The organism is Amycolatopsis xylanica, from assembly GCF_900107045.1.
In the GTDB taxonomy this organism is placed as follows: domain Bacteria; phylum Actinomycetota; class Actinomycetes; order Mycobacteriales; family Pseudonocardiaceae; genus Amycolatopsis; species Amycolatopsis xylanica.
In genome coordinates this window covers 1,218,648-1,234,007 of sequence record NZ_FNON01000002.1, presented here as the reverse complement: position 1 = coordinate 1,234,007, position 15,360 = coordinate 1,218,648, and the positions used below count along the sequence as shown (strand labels likewise).

The following is a 15,360-nucleotide window of genomic DNA, read 5'->3' as shown; positions in this document are numbered from 1 at the left end:
CTCGGAGGCCTGGCGCCGATACGATGGACGTGGGGCCGGCCCCCTGGGAGTGGCGGGGGATGGGATGCTGGGGTTCACGGCTTTTCCTAGTAGGCGAACGACAGTGGTTCGGTGCCGGATTCCTTGGGGCTCTTGGGTTTCTGCGGTGGCATGACCGCGTCGACGCCCCCGGTGACGTACTTGCGCATGAGGTAGAGCTCGACCACCCCGAGTGCCGCGTAGACCAGGGTCAAGCTGATCAAGGATGTCCACACCTCACCTGTGGACAACTGCGACACCGCGCGGGCGGTGAACATCCACACTCCGTCCACACCGGACGGATTAGGCGCCACCACGAACGGCTGACGGCCCATCTCCGTGAAGATCCAGCCCGCGCTGTTGCCGAGGAACGGCGTCGCGATCGCGAGCATCGCGATCCGCGGCCCCCACTTGGTCGACGGGATCCGCCCGCGCCGCGTGAACCACAGCGCCAGCACGCCGACCCCGGCCCCGACCGCGCCGAACCCGATCATCATCCGGAAGCCCCAGTAGGTGACCGGCAGGTTCGGCACGTAGTCGATCGGCTTGCCCGAAAGCTCGCCGAGCGCCGGGTCGACCGGGTAGTTGGTCCCGTACTTCGCCTGGTACTCGGTGATCAGGTCCTCGACACCCTTGACCTCGGTCGAGAAGTCGTTGTGCGCCAAGAACGAGAGCAGCGCGGGCACGCTGAACGTCTTGACGTCCTCGCAGTTCGCCCCGCGCACGTCCCCGATCGCGATGATCGAGAAGCTGGCCGGCTTTTCGGTGTGGCACAAGGCTTCCGCCGAAGCCATCTTCATCGGCTGCTGCTCGAACATCAGCTTGCCCTGCGCGTCACCCGTAACGGCCAGCGCCGCGAACGCGACCACGCCGACCCAGCCACCGAGCCGCAGCGAAGCCCGCCAGACGTCACGGTGCGGCTCGTCCGCCTGCTCCCGCTTGCGCCACAGGTGCCACGCCGCGACCCCGACCAGGAACGCGGCCGCGACCGAGAAAGCACCGGCGATCGTGTGCGGGATGGCGGCCAGCGCCGTGTTGTTGGTGAGCACCGCGCCGATCGACGTCAGCCGCGGCCGCCCGTCGACGATCTCCGCGCCGACCGGGTGCTGCATCCACGAGTTCGCCGCCAGGATGAAGTACGCGGAAGCCATGGTCGCCAGCGAAAACGCCCAGGCACAGGCCAAATGGACCTTTTTGGACAGCCGGTCCCACCCGAAGATCCACAGCCCCAGGAACGTCGACTCGATGAAGAACGCGAACAGGCCCTCCATCGCCAGCGGCGCCCCGAACACGTCGCCGACGAACCGCGAGTACGCGCTCCAGGTCATCCCGAACTGGAACTCCTGCACCAGCCCGGTCACCACGCCCATGGCGAAGTTGACCAGCAGCAGCTTGCCCCAGAACTTGGTCATCTTCAGGTACTTCAGGTCCCCCGTGCGCACCCACGCGGTCTGCATACCGGCGACGAGCAGGGAGAGTCCGATGGTCAGCGGGACCATCAGGAAGTGGTAGACGGTGGTGATACCGAACTGCCAGCGAGCGAGTGCCAAGACGTCCACGAACCGAGCGTGCTCCGCCGTGGTCCCCGCCGCCAGTTCAAGTGGTCCTGATCATGCCGGGACTTAGGTCCTGCCCAGGGGTCGTGAGTGTTTAGGCCGGTTAGAACCGGCCGTATCACTCACGACTCAGCGGGTCTCTTCGGTGAGCCACGCCAGGTACTCGGCGCTGCCGCCCACGATCGGCGTCACGATGACCTCCGGCACGTCATAGGCGTGCTCGGTCTTGAGGTACTCGGTCAGCTCCGGCGCGCGCCGGGCCGCCGCCTTGATCTCGACGCGCCACTCGGTCTCGGTCTGGACGACGCCCTCCCAGCGGTAGACGCTGGTGAGCGGGCCGACGATCTGGGCGCAGGCGCCAAGCCGGGCCTCGATCGCGCCGGTGGCGAGCGCGCGGGCGGCTTCCTCGGACCCGGCGGTGGTCGTCACGACAACGTGTTCCATAAGAGTCACCCTACCCGGAAATCGGAATTCGGCATGCCGAAAACGCATTTCCGCCCGGCCGACAAAACAAATGGATCGCCACCAAAACCGTCGATTCGCAAATCCGATCTCCTTGAATCCTCTGAACGCGCCCTTTATCGTTGCAGAGGAAGGGGCGTGAGAAACCGATGTCACCCGCGATGTGGGCGCTGATCAGCGCATTCGGCCTAGTGCTTGCCGTCGAGCTGCCGGACAAGACATTGGTCGCCACCCTGGTGCTGACAACGCGTTTCCGTGCCGCTCCGGTATTCGCCGGCGTCTGCGTCGCATTCGCCGTGCAATGTCTCTTCGCTGTCCTGTTCGGCAGCGCGCTGAAATTGCTGCCGGAAATCCTGCTGGCCGCGATCGTGGCCGTGCTGTTCGGGATCGGCGCGTTCATGCTGCTGCGCGAAGGCTTCACCCCTGGCAAGGACGGCGGCGAGGACGCCTCGCGCTCCGGGCCGTCTGCCGCGACTTTCGCGCGGTCGGCGCTGACCTCGTTCGGCGTGCTGTTCGCCGCCGAGTGGGGTGACGCTTCCCAGCTCGCGACGGCCAGCCTGGCCGCGCGGCTCGGTCAGCCGTTCGCGGTCGGTCTCGGCGCTTTCGTCGCTTTGGTCACGGTCGCGGGGCTGGCGGTGTTCATCGGCGCGAAGGTGCGCAGCCGGATCCGGCCGAAGCTGATTCAGCGCGTCGCGGGCTTCATTTTCGCCGGGTTCGCCCTTTTCGCGGCCATTCAGGCACTGTTGCTCGCGTAATTTTTGGCTCTCACAGGTCCGCTCGGTAGCCTGGACAGAACGTCCAGATGAACCAGCGATGAACTGGAGCCTGCTCTGAGCACCCCCGTCTCCCCCGTGCACGGGCGGCTCGCACTCGCCGGAATGGCCGTCGCGGTCGCGATCGCGGCCGATCTGCACCTGCGGCTGTCGAGCCGGATCAGCCCGGTCTGGCACACGCTCAGCGAGTACGTCTACGGCGGCTCGTCGGCAGCGCCGCTGTTCAGCGCGATGTGCCTGGCGCTCGCGCTCGGCTCGGTCGCGCTGCTGGCCGGCATCGCGAAGGCGCGCCGTCAGCGCTCGGTGCTCGTGTTGCTCGGTGTCTGGAGCCTCGGCCTGCTGATCGTCGCCGCGTTCCCGGTCGACCCGGAGGGCGCGGCGCGTTCGCTGTCCGGGCAGGTGCACAACTACGCGGCGCTGGCCGCGTTCATCGCGCTGCCGTCCGCGGCGCTGACGCTCACCCGCGCCGGCAACGTGAACTGCCCGTGGGAACCGCGCCGGACGACCATCCGCAGGCTCGCGACCGCGAGCATCGTCAGCATCGCGCTGGTCTTCGGCGGCTTCCTGTTCAAGCTGCTCACCGGCCCGCAGCTGACGCTCGGCCTGTTCGAGCGGCTGCTGTTCACCATCGACCTGGCCTTGCTGGCGACCATGGTGCGGCCACTGCTCAGCGCAGCACCTCGGTGAGCGCGGCGGCCGCCTCCACCACCTGAGGCCCGACGACGGTCTCGTCCAGCGTCTCCAGCGACACCACGCCGACGCTCGCGCGCAACCCCGGCAATCCGCGCACGGGAGCCGCGACGCCGACCGCGCCCGACTGCAGCTCGCCGACGGTCGTGATCCACGCTTGGCGGTCGGACGGCCGCAACGCCATCGCCTTCCCGGCGGCGCCCGCGGTGAGCGGATGCCTGCTCCCGACCCGGTACGCGACGTGGAAGTTGGTCCACGACGGCTCCACCACGGCGACGGCCTGCGCCTGATTGCCTTGCGCGACGGACAGGTGCGCCGTCGCGCCGACCTTCTCGGCCAGGTCGCGCAGCACCGGATGCGCCGCCTGCCTCAGCTGCGGCAGCACCTCGCCCGCCAGCCGCAGCAGCCCGACGCCGAGCCGCACCTTGTTCCCGTCACGCCAGACGAGCCCGCGCTCGGACAGCGGGACCAGCAGCCGGTAGACGGCCGCGCGGCTGGCCCCGATGGCGACCGCGAGCTCGGAGATGGTCGCCGCCTCGCCACCGGCGTCCGCGACCGCCTGAAGCAGCGCGAGCCCGCGATCGAGCGTCAGCGACCCCTCGGTCACAACAGCCCGAGTTCCCCGAGATCGGCGACCGGCTCGTCGAACGAGGCCGCCGCGTAGGACGCGAAGAGCCCGCGCACGGCCTTGGCGGCCGGCTCGGACAGCGATTTCGCCTCCTTCGCGAGCGCGTCGCCGTCCGTCGACTCGAGCGCGGCACGCACGTCACCACCGGACAGGCAGCGGGCGGACGCCACGATCAGGTTCAGGAAGCCGTGATGGACGAAGCCGGAGTCCTCCGCGGTATGCCGCACCGCGCGGTGCAGGCTGTTCGTCGCCTTGAAGGACGCGCCCTCGGCGCCACTGACCACCGACAGGAAGTCGGCGACCTCGTCGACGCTCGGAAAGTTCTCGCCAGCCTGGCCGCCGCAGCGGATCTTCGGCCAGCTGCCGTGCTCGATCACCTTCCGCACGCCGTCGAGCCAGCCGACCCCGCGCCGCGGCTCGACCACGCGGATGACGTCCTCCGGCACGAACTCGGAGACGCGCTCCAGCCAGACCTCGTCGACGTCCGACGGCGCCGGCATCTCGACCATCCGCAGCGCGAGCAGCTCACTGCGCGACTCGACGATCGAAATGGCCTTCGGCACCCCGCCGAGCCCGGTGTCGATGATCAGCGAAAGCGGCAGCGGCTGCTTCGGCTTGATCTTGATCAACTCGGTGATGAGCTCGGGCAGGCGCGACGCCTGACACAGGAAAACACCCAGCACACCGGCGTGTTCGCCGGCCCTCGTCTCGAAGTGCGCCCGCAGCGCGTCCGGCATCTTCACCTCGGCGGGAGGGAAGAGCGCCGAGTCGTCGACAAGCCGCGCGAAGAGGGGAGGAGTTCCACGGGGACCTGGAGGAGTGAGTTCCACAGCGCTTGACACAGCTGACACGCTAGTAGCGTACGCTAAGAGGACAAAATCGTTCGATAGTCGGACACTTCTACGGAGCGAATCGATGCCTTACTACCGTCGGGTAGGCGAGATCCCCCACAAGAGGCACACCCAGTTCCGCAATCCCGAAGGCGGGCTGTACGCGGAAGAGCTGATGGGCGTGGAGGGTTTCTCCAACGACTCCGCACTGCTCTACCACCGCGGCCTGCCCACCGCGATCGTCGACGCGGTCGCCGTCCCCGAAGACCGCGGGCCGCTGCAGCCGAACCACCCGCTCAAGCCGAGGCACTTCAAGTCGCAGGACCTCAAGTTCGGCGCGGACGCCAACGCGGTCGACGACCGGCGCCGCCTGTTCGGCAACGCGGACGTGACGATCGGCTTCGTGGTCGCGACCGCGCCCAGCCCGCTGTACCGCAACGCGATCGGCGACGAGCTGCTCTACGTCCAGCGCGGATCGGCTCGCCTCGAGACCATCTACGGCGTGCTCGACGTCGCGGACGGCGACTACGTGGTGATCCCGACGTCTTGTACCTATCGGGTGATTCCCAACGGTGAGATCACGCTGATGGCGCTGGAGGCGCGCGGCCACGTCGGCCCGCCGAAGCGCTACCTCTCCAACAAGGGCCAGTTCCTCGAGCACTCGCCGTACTGCGAGCGCGACATCCGCGGCCCCGAGGCGCCGCTGCTCGTCGAGGGTGAGGACGTCGAGGTGCTCGTGCGCCACCGCGCCGGGCTGACGAAGTACACCTACGCCACCCACCCGTTCGATGTCGTTGGCTGGGACGGTTGCCTTTACCCGTGGGTGTTCAACATCCGCGACTTCGAGCCGATCACCGGCCGCGTGCACCAGCCGCCGCCCGTGCACCAGACGTTCGAGGGCCCGAACTTCGTGGTCTGCTCGTTCTGTCCGCGCAAGGTCGACTACCACCCCGAGTCGATCCCGGTGCCGTACAACCACGCGAACGTCGACTCGGACGAGCTGATGTTCTACGTCGGCGGAAACTACGAGGCCCGCAAGGGTTCCGGCATCAGCATCGGCTCGCTGTCGCTGCATCCGTCGGGCTTCACGCACGGCCCGCAGCCGGGCGCGGCGGAGGCTTCGATCGGCGCGGACTACTTCGACGAGACCGCTGTCATGATCGACACCTTCGCCCCGCTGGAGCTCGGCGAGGCCGCGGACGCGTCCGAAGATCCCGGATATGCCTGGACCTGGTCACGCAGGGGTCCTAACGGTTAGGCAACGCGGGGCTGCTCCGCATCGTGTCACTGGAGAATGGTGTTCCAGCGGCACAATGCGGAGGTCCGATGTCCCGCAAGACCCTCTCGTTCCTCGCGGCGATCGTGGTGGCCATCGGGCTGATCGTCGGCCTGCGTCTATGGACCTCTGACGACACCGCTTCCGACCAGCCCAAGTGCACCGGCGCCGACTCGGTGAAGCTGTCGATCGCGTCGTCGCCGGAGAAGGCGGGCATCGTCGGCCAAGTCGCGAAGGACTACAGCGGCCGGACGGTCGCCGGTCGCTGCGTGGAGGTCGAGGTCAAGTCGAAGAGCTCCGGAACGGCCATGCAGGCGCTCGCGCGTGGCTGGAACGAGGCCGTCGACGGGCCACGCCCCGATGTCTGGACGCCTGCCGCGTCCGGCTGGGTCAACCTGCTCAAGCAGCGGCTGGCCGCCGCCGACCGGCCGTCGATCGTGGCCGACGGCGAGCTGCCGTCGGTCGCCAACGCGCCGCTGGTCATCGCCATGCCGAAGCCGATGGCCGAGGCGCTCGGCTGGCCCGGCAAGGGCATCGGCTGGCGCGACCTCTCCGCGCTCGCGACCGACCCGCAGGGCTGGGCGAAGTACGGCCACCCGGAGTGGGGCAAGTTCAAACTGGGCAAGACCAATCCCAACATTTCGACCTCCGGCCTCAACGCCACGATCGGCGCGTACTTCGCGGCCACCGGGACGTCGTCCGACCTCACCGCGGCCGACATCGAGAAGCCGGACGTGCGCGCCTTCGTCAAGAACGTCGAGCAGTCGATCGTGCACTACGGCGACAACACGCTGACCTTCCTGACGAACCTGCTCGCCGCCGACGACCGCGGCGCCGCGATGTCCTACATCTCCGCGGTCGCGGTCGAGGAGAACTCGCTCGTCGGCTACAACCAGGGCAACCCGACCAACGACCCGGCGAAGGCGGGCGCGCACCCGCGGCCGAAGGTGCCGATCGTCGCGGTCAACCCGAGCGACGGGACGCTGAACTCCGATCACCCGTACACGGTGCTGACCTGGGCCGATGACGTGCACAAGCAGGTCGCGGCCGATTTCCTGACCGTGCTTCGCGGCGAGGACGCGCAGAAGAAGCTGCTCGACGCGGGTTTCCGCGGCTTCGACAACAAGACCGGGCCGCAGGCGACCTCCGACAACGGCGTCCAGGCCGACGCGAAGCTCAACCTGATCCGCCCGCCGGGCCCGCCGGTGCTCGACAAGCTGCTCGGTTCGTGGGGCGAACTACGCAAGAAGGCCAACGTGCTGCTCGTCGTCGACGTCTCCGGCTCGATGAGCGACGCGGTCGGCGGCACCGGCAAGAACAAGATGGATCTCGCCAAGCAGGCGGCCATCTCGTCGCTCGGCCAGTTCTCCGACAGCGACCAAGTGGGGCTTTGGTCGTTCTCGACCAAGCTCGACGGCGACAAGGACTACCGAGAGCTGATCCCGATCGGCCCGATGGCCAGCCGCCGCGACGACATGAAGAACCGGCTCAGCGGGCTCATCCCGCAGGGCGGCACCGGCCTCTACGACTCGTCTCTCGCCGCTTATCAGTACGTGAAGCAGCATCTGGACGTGAACGCGATCAACGCGGTCGTCGTGCTCACCGACGGCCGCAACGAGGACCCCGGCGGTATCGACATCGACAACCTCACGGCGCAGCTGCGTGCCGAGAGCGGCAGCGAGACCGTTCGGCTGTTCACCATCGCTTATGGGTCTGACGCCGACCAGGACATCCTGAAGCGGGTTTCGCAGGCCACGGACGCCTCGGAGTACGACTCGTCCAAACCGGACACGATCGACCAGGTCTTCACCGCCGTCATCTCGAACTTCTGAGTCAGAATCGCTTATGCGCTTCGGCAAGGAGCTGATCGACCGATGGGGCCTGCTGCTGGCCGCCTCCTCGGCGGGTGCGGCGTGGGCGGTCCAGCTGCCCGCGTTCGCGGCCATCGGGGTGGGTGTCGTCGTGCTCGCCGCACGCGCTGGCGTCGCGTCGCTGAGCCGTGAGCCTCGGAAGCCACTCGCGGCCCCGCTCCCCGATGTCGACGAGCGGTCGGACGAAGGGCGCTGGCTCACCAGGGCGCGAGCGGCCGCCGGCGGCTTCGAGTCGATCAGTGAGTCTCTTGTGGACGGTCCGTTGGCCGACCGCGTCGGCTCGATGGGCGGCACCGTCCAGGAAACGGTGACGACGCTGCACCGGCTCGCCGGCCGGGCGTCGACCACGGGAAAGGCGCTGGGGCGGATCGACGCCGCGGCGCTGGCCGCCGAACGGTCACGGCTGAAAGCCAACCTGCGCACGGCGACCGACGACGTCCGCCTGGACCTTCAGCAGGCGATGGACGCGGTGCAGACCCAGCTGGATGTGCACGCCAGGCTCACCGGCGCGCGGACCAAGCTGCTCGCGCAGCTGCAGTCCGGCGCGCTCGGGCTGGAGAGCCTGGTCGCCAGGGTCGTCGAGCTGTCGGCGGTGACCGATGACGCGCACGTCGACACCCTCGCGATCACCGAGCTGACCGACCAGCTCGAAGGCATCAGGCGCGGCGTCGTCGAAACCGAGGAGGCGACCAGGCGGTCACTGGGCGGCTAGCCGGACCCCGAGCGCGACCAGCAGGCCACCGGTGACCGTGTCGATCGCCCGGCGGACCCGGCGCTTCGTGAACATCCGCCGCATCGCGCCGACGACGTTCGCCACCACGGTGAACCACACGACCGTCACCGCGACCGGGACCAGCACGAAGAACGCGGCGTTGGCGAAGCTCGCGTGCGCGGGCAGGAACTGCGGCACGAGCGCGACGAAGAAGACCGCGCACTTCGGGTTGAGCACATTGCCGACCATGCTCTGCCGGAAGGCACGCGTGCTGGTCCCGTCGGCGCGTGGCAGCTCCGTGTATTCGCCGCGCCGCGCGGCTCGCAATGCCTGAACGCCGAGGTAGAGCAGGTAGGCCGCGCCGATCAGCTTGACCACGAGGTACGCCTCCGCGGACGCCGCGAGCAGACCGGCGAGCCCGAAGACGGCGACGACCGACCAGACGAGCACGCCCGCCGCCACCCCGAGCATCGCGGCGAGGCCGCCTTTGCGGCCGGAGACCAGCGAATGCCTGAGCACCATCGCGAAGTCCGGGCCGGGCGACATCGCCGCCAGCAGGACCACACCGGCGAAACCGAGAACTTGCCCCCAAGTCGTCATGCCGTCGACGTTAGCCCAGTTTCACGGTGCCGATCAGTGGATAACCGGGCAGCCCGACCTGGACGCGGCCGAGTCGCGGCGTGCCGAGCACCCACAACCGGCCGGTCCCCTCGACGTTCACCAGCAGGTTGACGTTGACCCGGTTCATGGTCAGCGGCACCTGCCTGCCATCGGGGAGCTGGACACGGCCGTGTCCGCTCGCCACCAGCGTGCCGGTGTACTGGATCGGCGCGTCCAGCACGGCCGCCAGCTCGGTCCAGTGCGAGGCGCGCATGGCGTTCCGCATCGCCAAGATCGTCTTGGGGACCATGAGCGTGATGACCAGCAGGACCACGGCCATCGCCAAGACCGGCACCCGCGCGAGGTCGTTGTCGTAGTCCAACGCCAGCCAGACGATCCAGCCGACGGCCAGCAGCCTGGTGATCGTGCCGACCACCAGCACCCGGTTCAGCGCCCGCGCGAACGCGTGCAGCACGGGATCGGCGCTCGGCGGCTGCGGCGTCCGCTGGACGCTCATCGGCTGAGAGCCCGGCGCCGGCTCCTGGCGGACCTTGGCGGCGTGGCCGGTGAACCCACCGGGCAGCGCGAGCATCAGCCAGCCATCGCTGTCGGGCCCGAGCACCCAGATCCGGCGGAGCCCGGCGATGAGCACCCGGTTCGGCTCCGACATGCGGCCGACCGCCCAGCCGCCTTCCGGTAGCGGGACGCTCACCTTCGACTTCGCCACCAGCACGGCGCCCTCGGCCAGCGGCACCTCGCGGAAGTACGCGTCCTGCAACCCGAGTACCCGTCGCACTCCCGCGAACCAGCCGTACAGGACGACGGCCCAGATGTAGAGGAAAAGCACGATGGGAATCGCGAACAGCAGGACCTTGTCGAGGTACCACGCCGCGAACACCATCACCGCGATGAAGAACGGGAAGGTGATCATCAGGGTGATCGACTTCTTCCGCGCTGCGGAGACTTGGCCGCTCATCACGGGATCGGCGCCCGCCGGCTGGTCGGTCCGCACCTCGCGGACCTGCACACGCTCTGTTTCCACTGGTCAATCCCCCTGGTGTTGGTTCAGCGGCAGGATATCCGTCACCCTCTCGCGGGGCTTCACAAATTCGCCAAAGTCAGGTTAGGCTCACCTAAGTAGGAGGTGAGCCGTGACCGAGACATCCATCAGGCGCCCGCCGGCGCCGAACCCCGCGGAGCGCGCGAAGACCATCGCCACCCGCAACGGACCGGCGACGTTGATGCCCACCGTCGAGCCCGAGAACCGGCAGACCGAACGGGTCGTCCCCGTGCTGCACCACGTGCATGTCAGCGGCAGCGTGAGCGTCCTGCTGCCGGACGACCACTCGATGGTCACCGCCACGAAGACCACCTCACGCGGCGAGCTCGCCGTGATGGTCGAGCTGACCGACAACGCGCCGATCGACCTGCGCGAGCCGGTCCGCGGCCTGCTGTGGATCACCGGCTGGCTACGCCCGCTCAAGCCGGACGCGGCGCGCGCCCGCGCCATCTCGATCGCGGAGACCCGCCCTGACCATCGGCTGCTCGACGTCGGCCACGGCATGACGTTGCTGCGCCTGACCCCGGCCTCACTCGTGCTCGCCGACGCCGAGGGCACCCACTCGCTGCGGCCGCACATGTTCAGCGCCGCGGCGCCTGACCCGTTCCACGACTACGAGACCCAGTGGCTGCGCCACCTCGAAACCAGCCACCCCGACGTCGTCGACCAGCTCGCGAAGCACCTCCCGCCAGCGCTGCGCGACGGCGTCATCCGCCCGCTCGGCCTCGACCGCTACGGCCTCCGCCTGCGCGTCGAAGCCGACACGGGCGACCACGACGTCCGCCTCGCCTTCTCCCGCCCGGTCGACGGCCCACCCCAGCTCGCGGCCGAACTCCGCCGCCTGGTCGGCTGCCCCTTCCTAGCCCGCCGCACCCCCTGACCACGGGAAAAAATCCCAATGTGGCATTGGTCAGTTTTCAGGCCGCCAATGTGGCTTTCGTCAGCTCAAACCTGACGAAAGCCACATTGGGATTTTTTTACCTGGGCGGGTCTCAGGCGAGGGAGGCGGGGAAGCCGCCGGTGGCGATGGGGCCCCACCGGTCGATCGTCACGCGGATGAGGCTTTTTCCTTGGCGGGTCATGGCTTCGCGGTATTCGTCCCAGTCGGGGTGCTCGCCCGAGATGCTGCGGAAGTACTCGACCAGCGGCTCGACCGAGTCGGGCAGGTCGAGCACCTCGGCCGAGCCGTCGAGCTGGACCCACGGGTCGTTCCACTCGTCGGAGATCACGCAGGCGGACACCCGCGGCGAGCGCCGGATGTTCACCACCTTCGCGCGTTGGGGGTATGTCGAGATGACCAGGCGGCCTTCGGAGTCGACGCCACAGGTGACCGGCGAGAGCTGCGGCCCGCCGTCGGCCCGGGTGGTCATCAGGATGGCGCGGTGGCGGGTGCGCAGGAATTCGACGAGTGCTTCGCGGTCGACTTTGCTGGTGGTGGCGATGTTGCGAGACATGCTTCGAAAGGTAACGTGCGCGGGTGCGTCAATGGCTGAACCCCGAGCGTCCGACACTGCCAGAGCAGATCGAGGATCCCGCCGAGCGGCGCGCGATCATCATCGAGCTGTGGATCGTATTCGGGATCACGCTCGGCCTGTCCGGCGCGCGGAGTCTGCTGTCCCTTGTGGACTCTCTGCTGAAGCCGGTTCCGCTGAAGCAGCAACAGGTCGCGATCAACGTGCCGCAGGCGACGCTCGATCTGGTCGATCTGCTCAAGCAACTGCTCAGCGCCGCGCAGCTGGTCGGCTGGGGCGCGCTCGGGGTGTACTTGCTCTGGCGGGCGGGACTGAAGCTCAAGGACATCGGTCTCGACAAGCGGAAACCCCGCCGCGACCTGCTGCACGGCGTCGGGCTGGCCGCGCTGATCGGGATTCCCGGGCTGGTGCTGTATTTCGTCGGCTACGCGCTCGGCTTCAACCTGGCCGTGCTGCCGTCGACGCTCGGCGACACCTGGTGGCGGCCGATCACCTTGACGATCTCCGCGTTCGGCAACGCGTTCGCCGAGGAGGTGCTGGTGGTCGCCTACTTCCTGACCAGGCTGCGCCAGCTCGGCCTGCGCGAGAACTCGTCTTTGCTCACCGCGGCGGTATTGCGCGGGTCATACCACCTTTACCAAGGCTTCGGCGGATTCATCGGCAACTTCGTGATGGGCCTCGTCTTCGGCCGGTTCTGGCAGAAGACCAACCGTCTTTGGCCGCTCGTCGCCGCGCACACCGTGCTCGATTTCGTGTCGTTCGTCGGTTACGCGCTGCTGAAGAACAAGATCTCCTGGCTACCCTAGAGCGCCAGCGGCGCCGAGCCGAACGCGACGTTGAACCGGTCGCACCAGATGACCACACTGCGCAGCCCGGCCAGGTTCGCGTCCGCCGGGATCGGGTAGTTCTGGTTCCCGTCGGTGGCCTTGAGCGAGCCCAGCTTGACGACCCGGCCGTCGTCGTATTTGCCCCACGAGCCGCCCGCCGCCGCGTCGGTCAGCCAAACGTGCAGGTCAGGACCATCCGACGAGGACAGGCCCTCCAGCCGCAACACTCGCGACCCGCCGACGTCGAGCACTCGCGCCGTTCCCTTCGTCTCGTGCTCCTGGCTGACGAATGTTCCTGAGGCCAGCTCCACGGGCGCCGGCGCCGGCTTTTCCACCGGCTGGGAAGCGGTGACGACCGGCAGCGACTCGTCGAGGTTGCTGTGCGTGAACGCGCGCCATGGTTCGAACACCCACAGTCCCGCCACGAGCGCCACCACCGCGATCGCCAGCACGAGTTTGGTGCTCTTTTTCCGCAAGAGGGCACGCATCCGTCAACTCCATTCCGCCACCCGGTCAGATTCTTCTATCAAAACGGCCGGATGCGTTCTTTATCATCCCCATTTCCCTTACCGAGTCATTACGCTCGTCTACCGTGATCAGTGAATCCGCAAGCGCGCCCCGCGTCGACAGCGAAGTCGGACCGCTCCGCGCGGTTCTGCTCCACCGGCCGGGAAACGAGCTCAAGAGGCTCACCCCGCGCAACAACGACCAGCTCCTGTTCGACTCGATCCCGTGGGTGGACCGCGCGCAGGAGGAGCACGACGCGTTCGCCGAGGTGCTGCGCGGGCGCGGCGTCGAGGTGCTGCTGCTCGCCGACGCGCTACGGACCGCGCTGGAGGACCCGCGCGCGCACGCGGCCGGGGTGCACGCGGCCGTCGACGACCGCAGGCTCGGCAACGACCTCGGCGACTCGCTGCGCTCCCATCTGTCCGGTGTGGACGCGCCGGCGCTGGCCGAAGCGCTCATGGCGGGCATGACCTTCGAGGAGCTGCCGAGTTCCGAGGGCGCGTCGCTGGTGCGGAAGATGATCCACCCGCACGACTTCGCGGTCGATCCGCTGCCGAACCTGCTCTTCACGCGCGATTCGTCGGCGTGGATCGGCGACCGCGTCGCCATCTCGTCGCTGACGATGCCAGCCCGGCGCCGCGAGACCGCGCTGCTCGACCTCATCTACGCCTACCACCCTCGGTTCCGGCACGCCGCGCGCGCGTACGGCGCGCACTCGGCGCCCATCGAAGGCGGTGACGTCATGCTGCTTTCGCCCGGCGTGCTCGCCATCGGCGTCGGCGAGCGCACCACGGCCGCCGGAGCGGAGTCGCTCGCCAGGTCCGTCTTCGCCGACGACATCGCGCACACCGTGCTCGCCGTGCCGATCGAGCAGTCGCGCGCGACCATGCACCTGGACACCGTGTGCACGATGGTCGACCGCGACGCGGTGGTGATGTACCCGCTGTCGCGCGACTCGCTGACCGCGTTCACCATGCGCCCGAAAGGCGAGGGCTCGGTCGAGGTCGACGGCCCGAAGCCGTTCCTGACCGCGGCGGCCGAGGCGATGGGCATCGACAAGCTGCGGGTGATCGATACCGGCCTCGACCCGGTCACCGCCGAGCGTGAGCAGTGGGACGACGGCAACAACACGCTCGCGCTCGCGCCCGGCGTGGTCGTCGGCTACGAGCGCAACGTCGAGACCAATGAACGGTTGCTCGCCGCCGGTATCGAGGTGCTGCCGATCGCAGGCTCGGAGTTGGGTTCCGGCCGCGGCGGACCGCGCTGCATGTCCTGCCCGGTTCAGCGCGATCCGCTGTAAATAAGATAAGCCTCACCTAATTGATTTGCAAATCAATTAGGTGAGGCTTACCAAAATTAGTGTCCCCTCGCTTTGGGAATGGTAGCCTAATAGGGGGTAGATCACCAGTTCAAATTGGAAAAACTGGACTGGTTCCATTATCGTTATGGGCATGGCCCTCCTCAAGAAAGAACCGCGCTCGAAGTTCTACGAACTGCTGCAGGCGCAGGTGCACAACGAGTTCAACGCCTCCCAGCAGTACATCGCGCTGGCGGTCTGGTTCGACGCCGAGGACCTGCCCCAGCTCGCCAAGCACTTCTACCGGCAGTCGGTCGAAGAGCGGAACCACGCGATGGCGCTCGTGCAGTACATGCTCGACACCGACCACCACGTGGAAATCCCGTCGACCGGAGAGGTCCGCAATGACTTCTCCGACGTGAGCGAACTGCTCCAGCTCGCACTCGAGCAGGAAAAGGAAGTCGCCGCCGACATCAAGCAGATCGCCAAGGCCGCGCGCGCCGAAGAGGACTACATGGGCGAGCAGTTCACCCAGTGGTTCCTCAAGGAGCAGGTCGAGGAAATCGCCGCCATGAACACGCTGGTGACCATCGCCAAGCGCGCGGGCGGGAACCTTTTCGAAATCGAGGCGCATCTGCACCGCGAGACCGTCGGGGACGGTGGCGGCGACCCCGCCATGCCGCCGGTCGCGGGCGGCGCGCTGTAGGACCGGCACGACTGCTCCCACCACAAGAAGAACCCGGGCCCTCCCCCTGTGGATGGCCCGGGTTCTTCCTTGTAC

17 protein-coding genes are annotated in these 15,360 nt (G+C 68.0%); 9 read left to right on the top strand and 8 right to left on the bottom strand.

Annotation, left to right across the window (positions count from 1 at the left end; translation table 11 throughout):
* Positions 1 to 86: 86 nt before the first annotated feature.
* The gene (locus tag BLV57_RS13685; protein WP_091288999.1) at positions 87 to 1,577 is read right to left on the bottom strand and encodes a cytochrome ubiquinol oxidase subunit I; all 1,491 of its coding nucleotides are present in this window, start codon (positions 1,575 to 1,577) and stop codon (positions 87 to 89) included.
* 126 nt (positions 1,578 to 1,703) lie between these two features.
* Positions 1,704 to 2,018 (bottom strand): divalent-cation tolerance protein CutA, encoded by a 315-nt coding sequence (cutA, locus tag BLV57_RS13680; protein ID WP_091288998.1) that lies wholly within the window; start codon positions 2,016 to 2,018, stop codon positions 1,704 to 1,706.
* A gap of 179 nt (positions 2,019 to 2,197) precedes the next feature.
* Between cutA and BLV57_RS13675 the strand changes: the two genes are divergently transcribed.
* Positions 2,198 to 2,791: a TMEM165/GDT1 family protein gene (locus BLV57_RS13675; RefSeq protein WP_091288997.1), complete on the top strand. Its 594-nt coding sequence runs from the start codon at positions 2,198 to 2,200 to the stop codon at positions 2,789 to 2,791.
* A gap of 123 nt (positions 2,792 to 2,914) precedes the next feature.
* A complete protein-coding gene (locus tag BLV57_RS13670; RefSeq protein ID WP_091289139.1) occupies positions 2,915 to 3,496 on the top strand; it encodes a DUF998 domain-containing protein in 582 nt (193 codons plus the stop codon).
* Here the strand turns inward: BLV57_RS13670 and BLV57_RS13665 are convergent.
* Entirely contained in the window at positions 3,477 to 4,106 is a 630-nt protein-coding gene (locus BLV57_RS13665) for an IclR family transcriptional regulator (RefSeq protein WP_091288996.1), read from the bottom strand. The two genes, BLV57_RS13670 and BLV57_RS13665, sit on opposite strands and share 20 nt — an antisense overlap.
* Complete coding sequence (locus BLV57_RS13660; protein WP_281244411.1) at positions 4,103 to 4,957, bottom strand: hypothetical protein; 855 nt, start codon at positions 4,955 to 4,957, stop codon at positions 4,103 to 4,105. The genes BLV57_RS13665 and BLV57_RS13660 overlap by 4 nt, the downstream gene beginning before the upstream one ends.
* An 85-nt stretch (positions 4,958 to 5,042) precedes the next feature.
* Here BLV57_RS13660 and BLV57_RS13655 point away from each other — a divergent pair, with 85 nt between their 5' ends.
* From BLV57_RS13655 to BLV57_RS13645, 3 genes are all read left to right on the top strand, one after another.
* The gene (locus tag BLV57_RS13655) at positions 5,043 to 6,215 is read left to right on the top strand and encodes a homogentisate 1,2-dioxygenase (protein WP_091288995.1); all 1,173 of its coding nucleotides are present in this window, start codon (positions 5,043 to 5,045) and stop codon (positions 6,213 to 6,215) included.
* A gap of 68 nt (positions 6,216 to 6,283) precedes the next feature.
* Positions 6,284 to 8,065: a substrate-binding and VWA domain-containing protein gene (locus BLV57_RS13650; protein WP_091288994.1), complete on the top strand. Its 1,782-nt coding sequence runs from the start codon at positions 6,284 to 6,286 to the stop codon at positions 8,063 to 8,065.
* 13 nt (positions 8,066 to 8,078) lie between these two features.
* Positions 8,079 to 8,816, top strand: a complete 738-nt coding sequence (locus tag BLV57_RS13645) for a hypothetical protein (RefSeq protein ID WP_091288993.1) — start codon at positions 8,079 to 8,081, stop codon at positions 8,814 to 8,816.
* On the opposite strand, the gene BLV57_RS13640 is transcribed toward BLV57_RS13645, so the two are convergent.
* Both BLV57_RS13640 and BLV57_RS13635 read right to left on the bottom strand, forming a co-directional pair.
* Complete coding sequence (locus BLV57_RS13640) at positions 8,802 to 9,416, bottom strand: LysE family translocator (RefSeq protein WP_091288992.1); 615 nt, start codon at positions 9,414 to 9,416, stop codon at positions 8,802 to 8,804. The two genes, BLV57_RS13645 and BLV57_RS13640, sit on opposite strands and share 15 nt — an antisense overlap.
* 10 nt (positions 9,417 to 9,426) lie before the next feature.
* Complete coding sequence (locus BLV57_RS13635; protein WP_143047051.1) at positions 9,427 to 10,458, bottom strand: hypothetical protein; 1,032 nt, start codon at positions 10,456 to 10,458, stop codon at positions 9,427 to 9,429.
* Between the two features lie 109 nt (positions 10,459 to 10,567).
* Between BLV57_RS13635 and BLV57_RS13630 the strand changes: the two genes are divergently transcribed.
* On the top strand, positions 10,568 to 11,356 hold the full coding sequence (locus BLV57_RS13630; protein WP_091288990.1) for a DUF2470 domain-containing protein: 789 nt from the start codon (positions 10,568 to 10,570) through the stop codon (positions 11,354 to 11,356).
* A 112-nt stretch (positions 11,357 to 11,468) separates the two neighbouring features.
* On the opposite strand, the gene BLV57_RS13625 is transcribed toward BLV57_RS13630, so the two are convergent.
* The gene (locus tag BLV57_RS13625; protein ID WP_091288989.1) at positions 11,469 to 11,930 is read right to left on the bottom strand and encodes a PPOX class F420-dependent oxidoreductase; all 462 of its coding nucleotides are present in this window, start codon (positions 11,928 to 11,930) and stop codon (positions 11,469 to 11,471) included.
* A gap of 23 nt (positions 11,931 to 11,953) precedes the next feature.
* On the opposite strand from BLV57_RS13625, the gene BLV57_RS13620 reads away from it, so the two are divergent.
* Positions 11,954 to 12,754, top strand: a complete 801-nt coding sequence (locus tag BLV57_RS13620) for a CPBP family intramembrane glutamic endopeptidase (RefSeq protein WP_091288988.1) — start codon at positions 11,954 to 11,956, stop codon at positions 12,752 to 12,754.
* Here BLV57_RS13620 and BLV57_RS13615 read toward each other — a convergent pair.
* Positions 12,751 to 13,263 (bottom strand): DM13 domain-containing protein, encoded by a 513-nt coding sequence (locus BLV57_RS13615; protein WP_091288987.1) that lies wholly within the window; start codon positions 13,261 to 13,263, stop codon positions 12,751 to 12,753. The two genes, BLV57_RS13620 and BLV57_RS13615, sit on opposite strands and share 4 nt — an antisense overlap.
* 107 nt (positions 13,264 to 13,370) lie before the next feature.
* Between BLV57_RS13615 and BLV57_RS13610 the strand changes: the two genes are divergently transcribed.
* Both BLV57_RS13610 and BLV57_RS13605 read left to right on the top strand, forming a co-directional pair.
* Positions 13,371 to 14,582, top strand: coding sequence for an arginine deiminase (locus tag BLV57_RS13610; protein WP_425425991.1), 1,212 nt, complete (start codon positions 13,371 to 13,373; stop codon positions 14,580 to 14,582).
* A gap of 151 nt (positions 14,583 to 14,733) precedes the next feature.
* Positions 14,734 to 15,285, top strand: coding sequence for a ferritin (locus BLV57_RS13605; RefSeq protein ID WP_176968589.1), 552 nt, complete (start codon positions 14,734 to 14,736; stop codon positions 15,283 to 15,285).
* The last annotated feature ends 75 nt before the right edge of the window (positions 15,286 to 15,360 follow it).